This is a genomic window from Deinococcota bacterium (assembly GCA_030858465.1).
GTDB lineage: Bacteria > Deinococcota > Deinococci > Deinococcales > Trueperaceae > JALZLY01.
In genome coordinates, this window is record JALZLY010000234.1 from 1 (window position 1) to 12,480 (window position 12,480).

General features: G+C 65.4%; 13 protein-coding genes. 8 read left to right on the plus strand and 5 right to left on the minus strand.

The genetic code is table 11. The features are described from left to right. The 4 genes from cas1 to M3498_11805 all read left to right on the plus strand — a co-directional run. A partial coding sequence (cas1, locus tag M3498_11790; protein ID MDQ3459966.1) for a CRISPR-associated endonuclease Cas1 occupies positions 1 to 985 on the plus strand: 985 nt, incomplete at its 5' end. 315 nt (positions 986 to 1,300) lie between these two features. Beyond that, on the plus strand, positions 1,301 to 2,704 hold the full coding sequence (locus M3498_11795) for a YbaY family lipoprotein (protein MDQ3459967.1): 1,404 nt from the start codon (positions 1,301 to 1,303) through the stop codon (positions 2,702 to 2,704). A gap of 16 nt (positions 2,705 to 2,720) precedes the next feature. Then, positions 2,721 to 2,954 carry a hypothetical protein gene (locus M3498_11800; GenBank protein ID MDQ3459968.1) on the plus strand — a complete coding sequence of 78 codons (234 nt, stop codon included), beginning with the start codon at positions 2,721 to 2,723 and terminating at the stop codon, positions 2,952 to 2,954. Positions 2,955 to 3,005: 51 nt separating this feature from the next. Then, positions 3,006 to 3,560 carry a DUF3105 domain-containing protein gene (locus M3498_11805; GenBank protein ID MDQ3459969.1) on the plus strand — a complete coding sequence of 185 codons (555 nt, stop codon included), beginning with the start codon at positions 3,006 to 3,008 and terminating at the stop codon, positions 3,558 to 3,560. 123 nt (positions 3,561 to 3,683) lie between these two features. Here the strand turns inward: M3498_11805 and M3498_11810 are convergent, their stop codons facing one another. Together M3498_11810 and M3498_11815 are read right to left on the minus strand one after the other, a co-directional pair. Next, positions 3,684 to 4,493 carry an alpha/beta hydrolase gene (locus tag M3498_11810; GenBank protein MDQ3459970.1) on the minus strand — a complete coding sequence of 270 codons (810 nt, stop codon included), beginning with the start codon at positions 4,491 to 4,493 and terminating at the stop codon, positions 3,684 to 3,686. Beyond that, positions 4,493 to 6,280 (minus strand): ABC transporter ATP-binding protein/permease, encoded by a 1,788-nt coding sequence (locus M3498_11815; GenBank protein ID MDQ3459971.1) that lies wholly within the window; start codon positions 6,278 to 6,280, stop codon positions 4,493 to 4,495. Before M3498_11815 ends, M3498_11810 begins: the two co-directional genes overlap by 1 nt. Positions 6,281 to 6,493: 213 nt before the next feature. Here M3498_11815 and M3498_11820 point away from each other — a divergent pair, with 213 nt between their 5' ends. Next, positions 6,494 to 7,618 (plus strand): carboxylate-amine ligase, encoded by a 1,125-nt coding sequence (locus M3498_11820; GenBank protein MDQ3459972.1) that lies wholly within the window; start codon positions 6,494 to 6,496, stop codon positions 7,616 to 7,618. Between the two features lie 185 nt (positions 7,619 to 7,803). Here M3498_11820 and M3498_11825 read toward each other — a convergent pair whose 3' ends face one another. The 3 genes from M3498_11825 to M3498_11835 all read right to left on the minus strand — a co-directional run bounded on the left by M3498_11825 (position 7,804) and on the right by M3498_11835 (position 9,366). Continuing rightward, entirely contained in the window at positions 7,804 to 8,223 is a 420-nt protein-coding gene (locus M3498_11825) for a DoxX family membrane protein (protein ID MDQ3459973.1), read from the minus strand. An 83-nt stretch (positions 8,224 to 8,306) separates the two neighbouring features. Beyond that, complete coding sequence (locus M3498_11830; protein ID MDQ3459974.1) at positions 8,307 to 8,567, minus strand: AbrB/MazE/SpoVT family DNA-binding domain-containing protein; 261 nt, start codon at positions 8,565 to 8,567, stop codon at positions 8,307 to 8,309. Positions 8,568 to 8,610: 43 nt separating this feature from the next. Then, complete coding sequence (locus tag M3498_11835) at positions 8,611 to 9,366, minus strand: 3-hydroxybutyrate dehydrogenase (protein MDQ3459975.1); 756 nt, start codon at positions 9,364 to 9,366, stop codon at positions 8,611 to 8,613. 207 nt (positions 9,367 to 9,573) lie between these two features. Here M3498_11835 and M3498_11840 point away from each other — a divergent pair, with 207 nt between their 5' ends. The 3 genes from M3498_11840 to M3498_11850 form a co-directional block, all read left to right on the plus strand. Further along, positions 9,574 to 10,644, plus strand: coding sequence for an agmatine deiminase family protein (locus tag M3498_11840; protein MDQ3459976.1), 1,071 nt, complete (start codon positions 9,574 to 9,576; stop codon positions 10,642 to 10,644). Continuing rightward, complete coding sequence (gene aguB / locus M3498_11845) at positions 10,631 to 11,527, plus strand: N-carbamoylputrescine amidase (protein ID MDQ3459977.1); 897 nt, start codon at positions 10,631 to 10,633, stop codon at positions 11,525 to 11,527. Before M3498_11840 ends, aguB begins: the two co-directional genes overlap by 14 nt. 247 nt (positions 11,528 to 11,774) lie before the next feature. Then, positions 11,775 to 12,480, plus strand: a 706-nt coding sequence (locus tag M3498_11850; GenBank protein ID MDQ3459978.1) for a LysM peptidoglycan-binding domain-containing protein, incomplete at its 3' end; no start/stop codon positions are given.

Below are 12,480 nucleotides of genomic sequence, written 5' to 3' on the forward strand. Positions count from 1 at the left end.
AAGCTCCGAGCGCTTCAGCGGCCCTCCCGACCTGGTCGTGGAGGTCATCTCCCCCGGCAGCCTCTACATCGACCGCAGCCAAAAGTTCCGCGAATACGAAAAGGCCGGGGTGAGCGAGTACTGGCTCGTCGATTCCCGCCCCGGCCACCGGCGGGCCGACTTTTACCGCTTAGACGAGAGCGGCCGCTACGACCTCATCGCCACCGAAGAGGATGAGCGCGTCTCCTCGGAGGTGCTTGAAGGCTTGTGGCTGCGCCCGGCTTGGCTGTGGCAAGAGCCTCTGCCGGACCCCCTGCTGACGCTGGCGGACATCGTCGGACGCGAGGCGCTCATCGCGGCGCTGCGCCGCGAGGCACCGGAGAGTGATGGTGAGTGCCCGGGGCGCATCCTTAGTCTTTATGTCCTTACCCGGGCCATACCGAGGACGCCTTTTTTGAAAAACTCCGTCTACATCTTCTCGAGCGGCACCTTAGAACGCCACCAGAACACCTTGCGCTACAGCAGCGACAAGGGCAAGCGCTTTATCCCTATTGAAACGACCAGCGACATTCACATCTTCGGCGAGTGCGACCTAAACACCCGGATGCTCAACTTTCTCACCCAGCAAAACATCCCGCTGCACCTCTACAACTACTACGGCTACTACGCGGGCTCCTATATGCCCCGCGAGCAGTACGTCTCGGGCTACCTAACCTTGCAGCAGGCCAGCCACTACAACGACTTCGCCAGCCGCCTGGCGCTGGCGCACGCGTTTGTGTTGGGGGCGCTGCGCAACATCGAGAGGGTGCTCATGTACTACCAGCGGCGCGGCGCGGATGTGAGCGCAACGCTCGAGGCCATCACCACCGCGCAGGCGCTCATCCCCCAGCAGCGCGACATAGACACGCTGATGGCCGTAGAAGGCAACGCCCGCATGAGCTATTACGGAGCTTGGGACAGCATCTTGAACAATGCCGACTTCAGGTTCGAGGGCCGCAGCCCTTAAAGCACAACCTGCGCGTTGACCATAGCAAGCCTGCTACCATCTAAAGCAGGCGGGGGCAGGGGAGGTATGACTTCAGCAGTCTTGCTTCTTACTGCCGAATAAATCTAATACCCAACGCCAATTCGAACGTTAGGTGACAACTTTTGGAGGACCATATAGGGCTACTCAGATCAAGATTCGAACCGTTGAAAGGAGCGTGGCGCAATGACATTCCATCGTCATCTCATTATCGGGCTCGTGGGGCTCGTCCTCGCGAGTGTAGCTGGCGGTTGCGGCGCGCAGACGTCTGCAAACGGCGGGGCGGCAGGTGACGGCGTGGTTAGCGGCACGGTGGCTTACCGCGAGCGAATAGCTCTCCCACCCGATGCGGTCGCGGAGGTTTTGCTTTCCGATGTATCAAAAATGGACGTGGCCGCACCTGTCATCGCCAAGACGACTGTCCTGCTCGACGGCCAGCAAGTGCCGCTAACGTTCGCCCTTGGCTATGACTCCAGCAGCATCGAGCCGAATCACACGTACGCGGTGCGCGCCGTCATCCTGAGTGCCGGGCGAGTGATCTTCACGACCGACAGAGCCTATCCTGTGATCACGCGGGGAAACCCGACACACGTCGATCTGCTGCTCGTGCGGGTGAGCCAGGAAGCGGTAACGAGCGAGATTTGGGGGACGAAGTGGCTGCTCGAGGACCTCGGTGGTGCCGGCGTTCTTGATCGCGTGCAGGCGACGTTGGAGTTCATTGAGGCGGGAAAGGTAGCGGGCCACGGTTCCTGCAATCGCTTTTTCGGGGCTGTCGAGATATCCGGCGAGTCGATCAACTTCAGTTCGCTCGGATCGACGCGCATGAGTTGTGCGGAAGCTGTCATGATGCAGGAGAGCAACTACCTCAAGGCGCTCGAGGGTGCCGAGCGGTTCACGTTCGATGGGTCCGTGCTCTTGATCTATTCCAAGGAAATGGACGAGCCGCTTCGCTTCACGCGCCCGGAACGCGCCTCTGCGACCGCCACGCCGGACGCGCCGGTGATCGGTGCGTTTCGGGCCATCGGAACAGAGCCATTTTGGAGTCTGGACATCAACAGCGCCGGCTTGCGCTTCACCACACCTGACGACATGACGGGGATTCGTTTTCCTCCACTCGCACCGACCGTCAGGGGCGACACGTTGCGATGGGCCGGAGAAACCGAACGTGCGGCGATCGATGCGCGCATCTGGCCCAGTCGATGCAGCGACGGGATGTCTGACCGGGTCTGGACGCATAAAGCGGTCGTACGAATCGATGGGTTGATCTACCGGGGTTGCGCCGATGCATCCCCCGAAACCGCGTCATCCTCCAATCCGATCGGCGAGTGGGTTATCGTCAGCCACCGTATCCCTGGAATCAGCGCGATGACCAATGCAGAAGCGGCGCAGTGGCACGGTGGTATTGTCCGGCTCGGGACGAGGGAAGCGATGTCCCGCATGGATACCTGCCGGCAGCCCATGTATCGCTACCACACGGCTCTCGCCGACAGTCTCCTCCACGATGAATTCCACATCGCCCCCGCCGACCTTGGGCTGCAAGATACAGCCCGTCTCGGAGTGACCGAGGTCTTTTGCGGAGACGCGAGATGGACGGCCATGGGAGGTCTTTTGATCTGGGTCGCCGAGAATCGCCCGTACACGGTATGGGATGGGGTCTTCTTCGAACTGCGTCGGCTTGCTGACGGCCCAGGCAGAAAATGAGCCGAGAGACGCGCGCATGACCAAACGCCCGGGGTTGATTGCGCTGCGCCTGCTCCTCGGTCTTCCGACGCTGACGGCCAGCGTCAGACAGTTCGTGTTGCAGCTTCAACCGGGTTTGAGCCCAATCAACTTTTCTCGTGGTGACATGCTCTTCGGAATGACTTCCGGGGCTTCTCAAACCGGGGAATATGTCACCACCTGCTGTTTTCCTGGTTTCCGGGGTCACTACACGCTCTTGGTAAAACGCTGAACAACCCTTGCAGTACTCGCCTGCTAAGCTTGATGCTATGAGGAGACAAGCATGAGTACGAAGGCAAGAAGAGCTCGAGCCAAGCACGCCCCCACCCGCAAGTTCAACCCCGTTCCCTGGCTGATCGCCGTGGGCGTGGTCGCGCTGGTGGTGGGCATGATCGTCTACAACCAGGTGAGAAGCGCCAACCTGCCGGGCGAGCAGTTCCCCAACCAGGGCCATACCCACATCGCCACGGTCGATACCCCTCACCCGCCCTACAACACCAACCCGCCCACCTCGGGCTGGCACGTCGCCAACGTGGCGAGGGCCGGCACCTACGACTACGAATTGCCCGACCAGCTCCTGATCCATAACCTCGAGGACGGCTACGTGGTGATGTACTACCAGATGGGCAGCGACGAGGAGAACGAGGCGCGGATGCGCGAGCTCGAGAACGCCTCCCGCGGCTACCGCCGCGTCGTCATCGTGCCGCGGTCCAACATGGAGGCCACCTACGCGCTTACCGCCTGGAGGCGCCTGGACAAGTTCGATGAGTTCGACGAGGCGCGGGTGAGGACCTTTCTCGACGCCTACGAGGGCATCGACAACCACCCGAGGGGCTAAGGCCCGGTCTCAGGGTGGGGCCTAGCCCAGGCGTCCAAGCCCAGGGGTGATGGCTATGGCTCGTCAAGGAAGCTTGGGCTGTAGTACCCGCACTATCCTTGGTCCTTAGCTAAGGACCAAGGACTAGCGAGCGTCCAGCCCATCCGGCGGGTGCCGGGGTACAAAGCGCGCCAACGCCTCGCGGATGAGGCGCTCGGCCACGTCGCGGCTGACCGCCGGCAGGCCGTCGCCGGCTTGCGGCCCGTAGCGGCCGAAAAAGCTGTGGACGGCGCCCGCGACGACCTCGAGCTCCGCCCCCGGCGGCAGGCGGCCGAGACCCGCCGTGACCGCCGCGAGCGTCGCCCGGCCGTCCCTCTCGGCGGCCAGGACCAGGACGGGCAGGCCGGTAGCGCTCAGGTCGTCGCCCTCGGCGCTGTAAGCGCCCATCAGGACGAGCGCGTCTATGCGCCCCGGGTTGCGGAAGGCGTAGCGGGCCGCCATCGCCCCGCCGAGCGAGTGACCGCCCAGAACCACGCGCTCAAAGGAGACGCCGTCCTGGGCCAGGATGTCGAGCAGGGCCGAGGCCCGCCCCGGCGCGGTCACCGCCAGGTCCAGGGCAAAGCGCGGGATGAGGGTGCGGACGCCCAGGGGCACCAGCGCCACGCCCAGCCAGGTATAGGCCTGCGGCCGGACCAGCCCGCCCGGGTAGAGGATCAGCAGCGTGTCGGCCGCGGCGTCCGCCGGGCCGATGTCGATAAAGCCGCCGGCCTCGTCCAGGTAGCGGACTGACACCTCGTTCATGGCTACCCCCGTGACCATCGCGTCCTGGAGGGGCACGAGCGCCGGGCGCCGCAGCGTCGCGTAGCCGAAGCCCAGCGCGACGCCCAGGGCGAGCAAGAGGAGGGCCGGCAGAACTCGCTTGAGGCCGGGGCGGCGCCTTGCGGGGGGTCGCATCAGCGGGGTTGCAGCGCGCCTTGCAGTGAGATCGCCTCGCCGAACTGCAGGTCGTAGAGCAGGCGGTAGAGCCCGCCGTGGGCGAGAAGCTGGGCGTGGCTGCCGGCCTCGACGAGGCGACCCCGGTCCAGGACGAAGATCGTGTCGGCGCGGGTGATGGTGGCGAGGCGGTGGGCGATGACGATCGTCGTCATCCTCCGGTGCTGCGCGAAGTGACCTGCCAGCGCGTCTTGGATGACGCTCTCGGACTCGGCGTCGAGATTGGAGGTGGCCTCGTCCAAGACGAGCAGCGAGGCCTCCTTGAGAAGCGCCCGGGCGATGGCGATGCGCTGCTTCTGGCCGCCCGAGAGCTTGACGCCGCGCTCGCCGACCTCGGTCTGGTAAGCCCTGGGCAGCTCGAGGATGAACGAATGCGCGTTGGCCAGCGCGGCGGCGCGCTGCACCTCGGCCTCCGTCGCTCCCGGCAGGGCGTAGGCGATGTTGTCCATGACGCTGCCCGAAAAGAGCGTCGGGTCCTGCGGCACCACTGCCACGGCGCGGCGCAAGGCGGTCAGCCGGTAGTCGCGGAGATCGCGCCCGCCCAGGCTGATGCGCCCGGCGGTGGGGTCGTAGAGCCTCGAGAGCAGGCGAATCACCGTGCTCTTTCCCGCCCCGGACGGCCCCACCAGGGCCGCCGTCTGACCGGGCTCGACCGTGAGGGCAAGGTCCTCGAGCGTCCAGACCCGGCTCCCCGGATAGCGAAAGCTCACCCCGGAAAGCTCGAGCCGGCCGTCAGGCCGCTCCTCCCTCTCGCCCTCCTCCTCCGGCTCGGCCTCGAGCAGGTCGGCGATGCGCTCCAAGGCCGCCACCCCCGCCTGCAAGGTGTTGTTGAAGAACATCACCGACTGCACCGGCCCCATGAGCTGGCGCAAGTAGAGCAAAAAGGCCGCCAGGACGCCGACCGTCATCTCACCGCGGACGATGAGCAGACCGCCGCCCAGGAGCATCGCCGCCAAACCCAGGTCGGAGATCAGGGTGACCAGGCTCTCCATCCAGCCGACCTGCTTGCGCCGCGACAGGTTGAGGTCCACGTAGACGTCGTTCTGGGCGCGAAAGCGCGCAAGCTCCTGGGGCTCGGCCGCAAAGGTCTTGACGATGTCGATGTTGGCGATCGCCTCCGTCGCCACCCCGCCGAGTTCGCCGATGCGGCGGCGAATCTTGCGGCTGGCCTCCTTGAGGGGCCCCTGATAACGCCAGGTGATAAAGGCTAGCAGCGGCACGATGACCAGCGTGACCAGGGCCAGGCGCGCGTTGGTCACGAAGAGGATGGTCATGACCACCAAGATGGTGAAGAGCTGGCCCAGGAGCCGCGACGAGCCCGACTGGATCATGGCCTCGAGCGCGTTCACGTCCGAGACGACGCGCGAGACCAAAGAGCCCGAGCGCTCTTCGCCAAAGCGCGTCATGGGCAAGGAGAGCAGCCTGGCATAGGCCCGCATCCTCACCTCGCTGATGACGCGCTGGGTAAAGGCGTAGGAGAAGTACATGGCGGCGTAGCCGACGGCCGCGTAGAGCCCGTAGAAGCCCAGCATGGCCGCCGCCAGCCACAAAAAGGGCTCGAGCTGACCGCGCGGGATGAGCACGTCGAAGACCAGGCGCGCGAACTGCGGCCCCACCGCCGCGAGCGAGGCCGACAGGCTGAGCAAGAGCGACAGGCCGAGGACCGTCAGCCGGTGCGGCGCCAGGATGGCCCAAAAGCGCCCCAGGCTCTCGCGGGTACTGAACTCCGTGCTCTCCTTGCTCTCCACGCCCTAAGGTATCGCGCCGCCGACACCTTTGCCGCAAGCTGTCCGACAGTGCCGTCCGACAGTGCCGTCCGACATACCGTCCTACATGCCATCCGACATGCCGTCCTACAGTAGCGTCTACCAGGCCAACCGTGACCAGGGCTGCTCTAGGACGTGGCGCAAACGGTTAGGGTAAGAGGGACTTAAGGAGCGCGCCTCGACCATGCAACGACCATGACCATGCAACGACCCTCCCTGACGATCGGCATCGAAGAGGAGTACCAGATCGTCAACCCCGAGACCCGCGAGCTCGAGAGCTTCATGAGCCGGGTCATCGACGGCTCCAAGCAGACCCTGCAGCGGCTCGATATCAAGGCCGAGCTCATGCAGAGCACGGTGGAGACCGGCACGCGCGTCTGCCGGACCGTTCAGGAGGCGCGCGCCGAGGTCGTCGCCATGCGCTGCAAGGTAGATGCCCTGGCGCGGGCCGAGGGGCTCAGGGTGGTGGCAGCGGGCACCCATCCCTTTTCGAACTGGCAGGAGCAGGAGATCACGCCGGGTGCCCGCTACGAGGCCATCGTCGAGGACATGCAGGACCTGGCGCGGCAGCTCCTGATCTTCGGTATGCACGTGCACATCGGCACCGACGACCCCGAGTTCACCATCGACGCCATGAACATTCTGCGCTACATGACGCCGCACCTCCTGGCCCTGTCCACCTCCTCGCCGATGTGGCACGGCCGCGACACCGGCCTAAAGAGCTACCGCAGCGCGCTCTTTCGCCGCTTTCCGCGCACCGGCGTGCCCGTCGAGTTCGGCAGCTACGCGGAGTTCCAGAACTTCGTGGGGGTGCTCGTCAAGACCGGCTGCATCGAGGACGGCTCGAAGCTGTGGTGGGACCTGCGCCCGCACCACGAGTTCCCCACCCTCGAGTTCCGCATCTGCGACCTCTGTACCAACCTGGACGACGCCATCTGCTGCGCCGCCCTCTTCCAGGCGCTCGTCTTCAAGCACTTCGTCATGCGGCGCAAGAACACCACCTTTCGCTCCTACCCGCAGGCGATGGTCGAGGAGAACAAGTGGCGGGCACTGCGCTACGGCGTCGGCGGCAAGCTCATCGACTTGGGCCTTCAGGAGGAATTGCCCGCGCGCGAGCTCATCGCCGACCTCGTCGCCTTTGTCGACGACGTGGTGGACGAGCTCGGCAGCCGCCAGGAGGTCGAACACGCCTTGACGATCGTGGAGCGCGGCAGCAGCGCCGACAAGCAGCTCGACATCTTCCGGGAGACGGGCAAGCCCGAAGCGGTGGTGGACTGGCTCATTTCGGAGACGATGCGCGGCTGTGGAGACGGCGGCTAGCAAGAACGGCGGCCAGAGAAGACCGGCAGATCATCGGTTTGCCGGTTGAGCCTGCCGAGGCGAGGCCGAGGCGGACAGGGCGTTTCCGTGACCTGCTCGCAGGCTGTCCGCACCCGGCTCACCGAAAGTCACCTCGAGCAGGCCGCGACGAAGAGCAGACGAAAGGAAGAAGCCAGACCACCCGGCTAATCCGCGCTGTCGCGAGGTGGCCTTACCGCCCACAGCAGCCAGCCGCCGAGCACGAACTGAAGCGGCAGGCGCAGCCAGAGAAGCAGCGGCGGGATGCCAGCACCGGCCCGCTCGGGCTCCATCGCCATGTAGAGGTTGGCCGGATAGACGGCGACGAGGAGGAGGACGAGCCCCCAGGCGGCGGGGCGGCGGTAGCGGCTCAGGAGGCCAAGGCCGCCGAGGACCTCGAGGAGGCCGCTCAAGTAGACGAGCCCAAGCGGCGCGGGCAAGGCGGGCGGCACGATGCGCACGAAGGGTTCGGGAAAGAGAAAGTGGCTGAGCCCGGCAGTGACGAACAGCGCGGCGAGAAGATAGCGAGACCGCGCCCTGACCTTATGGCCGCACCAGCTAGCGGATAAGCCGAATAACCGCAACATCGAGCTCTGCCCAGGCACGGTCCGCCGTCAGGGCCGGAAGGCCTCGTTGCCAAGCCAATAACAGCGCGAGCAGGGCCGAAGCGTCAAGAACCGCCTTCGCCACGAGCGACCTCACGGCGGCGCTCGTCGATGAGCTCGTCTGCGAGCCGACGGTCCCTTGGAACATACTTTCTCACGAGCATCTGAGCGCGCCGAAGCCCTTGCTCGGGCGTGAACACGCGCACCTCACCACCCTCGAGCGAGAGGATCACCTCGTCGCCGGGTTTTACACCCAGCGCCTTGCGAAAAGGAGCTGGAATGACGAGGTGGCCGTCTTCGGCGACCTTGGTCCGGTATTCAGCCATACGCCATGCTAGCACACCCTACCCTAGCCGTGCGGCTCGACCCTCAGCGCGCCGTCCAGCCGAGGTCGATGGACTGCACCGAGCCGGTGATGCCCCAGGCCTCCGCCGAGGCGAGGAAGACGACGTAGTTGGCCACGTCCTCGGGCTCGAGCAACCTTTTGACGGCGACGTTTTCCAGGAGCACCTTCTCTTCGACCTCTTCGGGGCGGATGCCGCGCGTGCGGGCCTGGTCGGCGATCTGCCCCTCGACGATGGCGGTGCGAACGTAGGCCGGAGCGACGGTGTTGACGGTAATCCCGTGGTGGCCGCCCTCCAGGGCCGCCACCCGGGTCAGGCCCACGAGGCCGTGTTTGGCGCTCACGTAGGCGGCCTTGTAGGGGCTGGCAACCAGGCTGTGGGCGCTGCCGATGTTGATCACCCGGCCCTGGCCGGAGCGCTTGAGGGGCTCCCAGGCGTACTTGGTGAGCAAAAAGGGCGCGGTGAGCATGACCGCCAGCATATCCTCCCAGGTGTCCTCGGGAAAGTCGGGGATGGCGTCGATGTGCTGAAAGCCGGCGTTGTTGACCAAAATGTCGAGGCCGCCGTAAGCCTCGACCGTGGCGTCTACGGCCTTGCGGCAGTCCGCCCGCCGGCTCAGGTCGGCCATCACGAAGAGGCCGCCGATGTCGGCCGCGGCCGCTTCGCCCCTGGTCTCGTCGATGTCGCAGATCATCACCCTGACGCCGCGCCCCTGAAGCGCGCGGGCGCAGGCCAAGCCGATGCCGCCGGAGCCGCCGGTGACCAGCGCTGCTCGAGTCATAAAGCCCTCCTCAAAAAGAGACACGTTCCAAAAAGAGACACCCAAGGCTTACTATAGCTTTTGCCGGGCGGGGCTAGGATGGGTGAGTTGAAGTGTAGTGCTGAAATATGGTGCTGCAACCCGGCACCCAAACCGCTTTTTTAGCAATTTCCTAGTACTTTTCTACCGAGGTAGCGTATGAACACAGATGCGATCACGACAGAGGGCATGACAGCAGACGGCCGAGACCTTCCCGCCGCGCAGGGCTTTGCCATGCCCGCCGAGTGGAGCGAGCACGCCGCCACCTGGACGAGTTGGCCCTTTGACGACGCGCTCTGGGTCGGGCACTTAGAGGGCGTGCGCCGCGAGCTCGCCGAACTGGTCACGACCATCGCCCGCTTCGAGCCGGTCGTCGTCAACGTCCGCGACGAGGAGACCGAAGAGGACGCCCGGGCGCGCCTGACGGCCGCGGGCGCCGACATGACGCGGATCCGCTTCCACCGCCTTGCCCTAAACGACATCTGGTTTCGCGACAACGGGCCGCTCTTTGTCAGGGACGAGCAGGGCCAAGTCGCCCTGACCGACTGGGTGTTCAACGCCTGGGGCGAGAAGTACAGCCCCTGGGACGACGACGACCGCGCGCCCGAGCGGGTTGCAAAGACGCTTGGCATGAGGCGCTTTGCGGTAGACAAGGTGATGGAGGGCGGCGCGCTGGAGCTCAACAGCCAGGGCACCCTCCTGACCACCCGCTCCTGCTTGCTCCACCAGCGGCGCAACCCCAACCTGAGCGAGCTCGACCTCGAGAGGCTGCTGAAGGGCTACCTGGGCGCCAAGCACGTGATCTGGTTGGAAGGCGGCCTGGAAGACGATCACACCGACGGCCACATCGACACCATCGTCAGGTTCGCGGGTGACGAGACCATCCTCTGCTCGGTCGAGGAGGACCAGAAGGACGCCAACTACGACACCATGCAGCGCAACCTGCACGCCCTGAGGGCCCTGCGCGACGGGGCGGGCGAGCCCTACCGGGTCGTCCCGCTGCCGCTGCCCCGGAAGCGGATGGAACTGAGCGGCAAACGTCTGCCGCTCTCCTACGCCAACTTCTACATCGGCAACGGCTTCGTGGTAGTGCCCGTCTACGGCGACGCCAACGACGAGCGGGCGCTAGCGATCCTGCGGCCGCTCTTCCCCGGCCGCCTTGTCATCGGCTTGAACGCGGCGGAGCTGATCACGGGCGGCGGGGCCTTTCACTGCGTCACTCAGCAGCAGCCCGCCGGGGAGGTCTATGGTGGGGGCTGAAGAGCAAGCCGGGAACAAAGTCAAGCTGGCCGTGGTGCAGATGAGCTGCAGCGACGACCTCGAGCGGAACCTTGCCAAGGCCGAGCGGATGGTGCGCGAGGCCGCCGCCAACGGCGCTCAGATCGCCCTGCTGCAGGAGCTTTTCGAGAGCCTCTACTTTCCGCAGCTCGAGCGCGAAGACCTCTTCGCGCTCGCCCACCCGGTCGACGAGCACCCCTTCATCGCCCGCTTCCAGAGGCTTGCCGAGGAGCTCTGTGTGGTCATCCCGCTGTCCTTTTTCGAACGGGCCGGCCAGGCCTACTTCAACTCCTTGGCGATGATCGATGCTAGCGGAGAGGTGCTCGGCATCTACCGCAAGAGCCACATCCCCGACGGCCCCGGCTACCAGGAGAAGTACTACTTCAACCCCGGCGACAGCGGCTTCAAGACCTGGGCGACGAGGCGCGGCCGCATCGGCGTGGGCATCTGCTGGGACCAGTGGTTTCCCGAAGCGGCCAGGGCGATGGCCCTGCAGGGCGCCGACCTGCTGCTCTACCCGACCTGCATCGGCTCGGAACCCGTGGCGGCGGGCGGCTTGGAGACCAAGGACATGTGGCAGCGCGCCATGATCGGCCACGCCGTCTCCAACAGCATGTACGTGGCCGCCGCCAACCGCGTCGGCAGGGAGGGCGAGGCGGTCTTCTACGGCTCGTCCTTCGTCAGCGACTACCGCGGCGAGAAGCTGAGCGAGGCCGACAGGACCTCCGAGACCATCCTCTACACCGAGCTCGACTTCGACGAGGCGAGGCGCTTTCGGGCGGGCTTCGGATTTTTCCGCGACCGCCGCCCCGACCTCTACGAGCCGCTGCTCAGCTTGGACGGCAGGACCGGGCGCGAGAGCTGAGCCTCGGCTTCAGCTGAGAGCGCGGCCTCCTTACCGCGGCTCGAGCCCGGCAGAAGTGGTATGGCTCACACAGCGGGTCGCCGCCGGCAGCTCGCCGGGAGAAAGACGTAGCGGTGGGCCCGCAAGCCCAACGGGGCGCCTCGAGCCGCCGACAGGCCGGAGCGACCTTTATTATCCTGTCATTAGAGTGTGATTAATTTCATTTAACGCTCTTGCCATCTCCTTAAAATTTGTTAAACTTTTGTCAATGTTGTGGAAGAGACGACTCTTAACGTGGGGAAGCGCAACCTTTTTATCTCTCGCCCTAGCCCAAGCGACCCTAGCCCAAGAGACTATCGTACAGCCGGGGGATTCGCTGTGGTCGATCGCACAGCGCCACCAGACCACGGTCGAGGCGCTCAAGGAGGCCAACGGCCTCAGCGCCGACAGGCTCAATCCCGGCCATGTGCTCAAACTGCCCGGCTCGGCGCAGAGCAAGCCGCTCACCTACACCGTGCAGGCCGGCGACACCCCCTACAAGATCGCCCTCTCCTTTGGTCTGTCGATCAACGAGCTCATCGCCATCAACAACTTAGACGGCCACATCATCCGGGTGGGTCAGGTCCTAAAGCTCACTTCGGACGCCAACGACGCGCCCGCCACCCCGCTCGTCATCACCGTCCAGCCGGGCGATTCTCTCTGGCTGCTGGCCCACACCCATGACGTAAGCTGGCAGGCGATCGCCGATGCCAACGGCATCCCCCGCGCCAACCCGACCTTGCGGGTCGGCACCCGGCTGACCATCCCCGGCCGCTACACGACGGGCCAGGCGCAAGGCGGCTACGTGCCGCCCAGCATCACGGTGGCGCGGGGGGATACGCTCGAGGTCCTGGCCCGCCGCCACGGCACCACCGTCTCCGCGCTGATGGCCGCCAACGACCTGCGCGGCACCATGATCCGGGCCGGCCAGACGC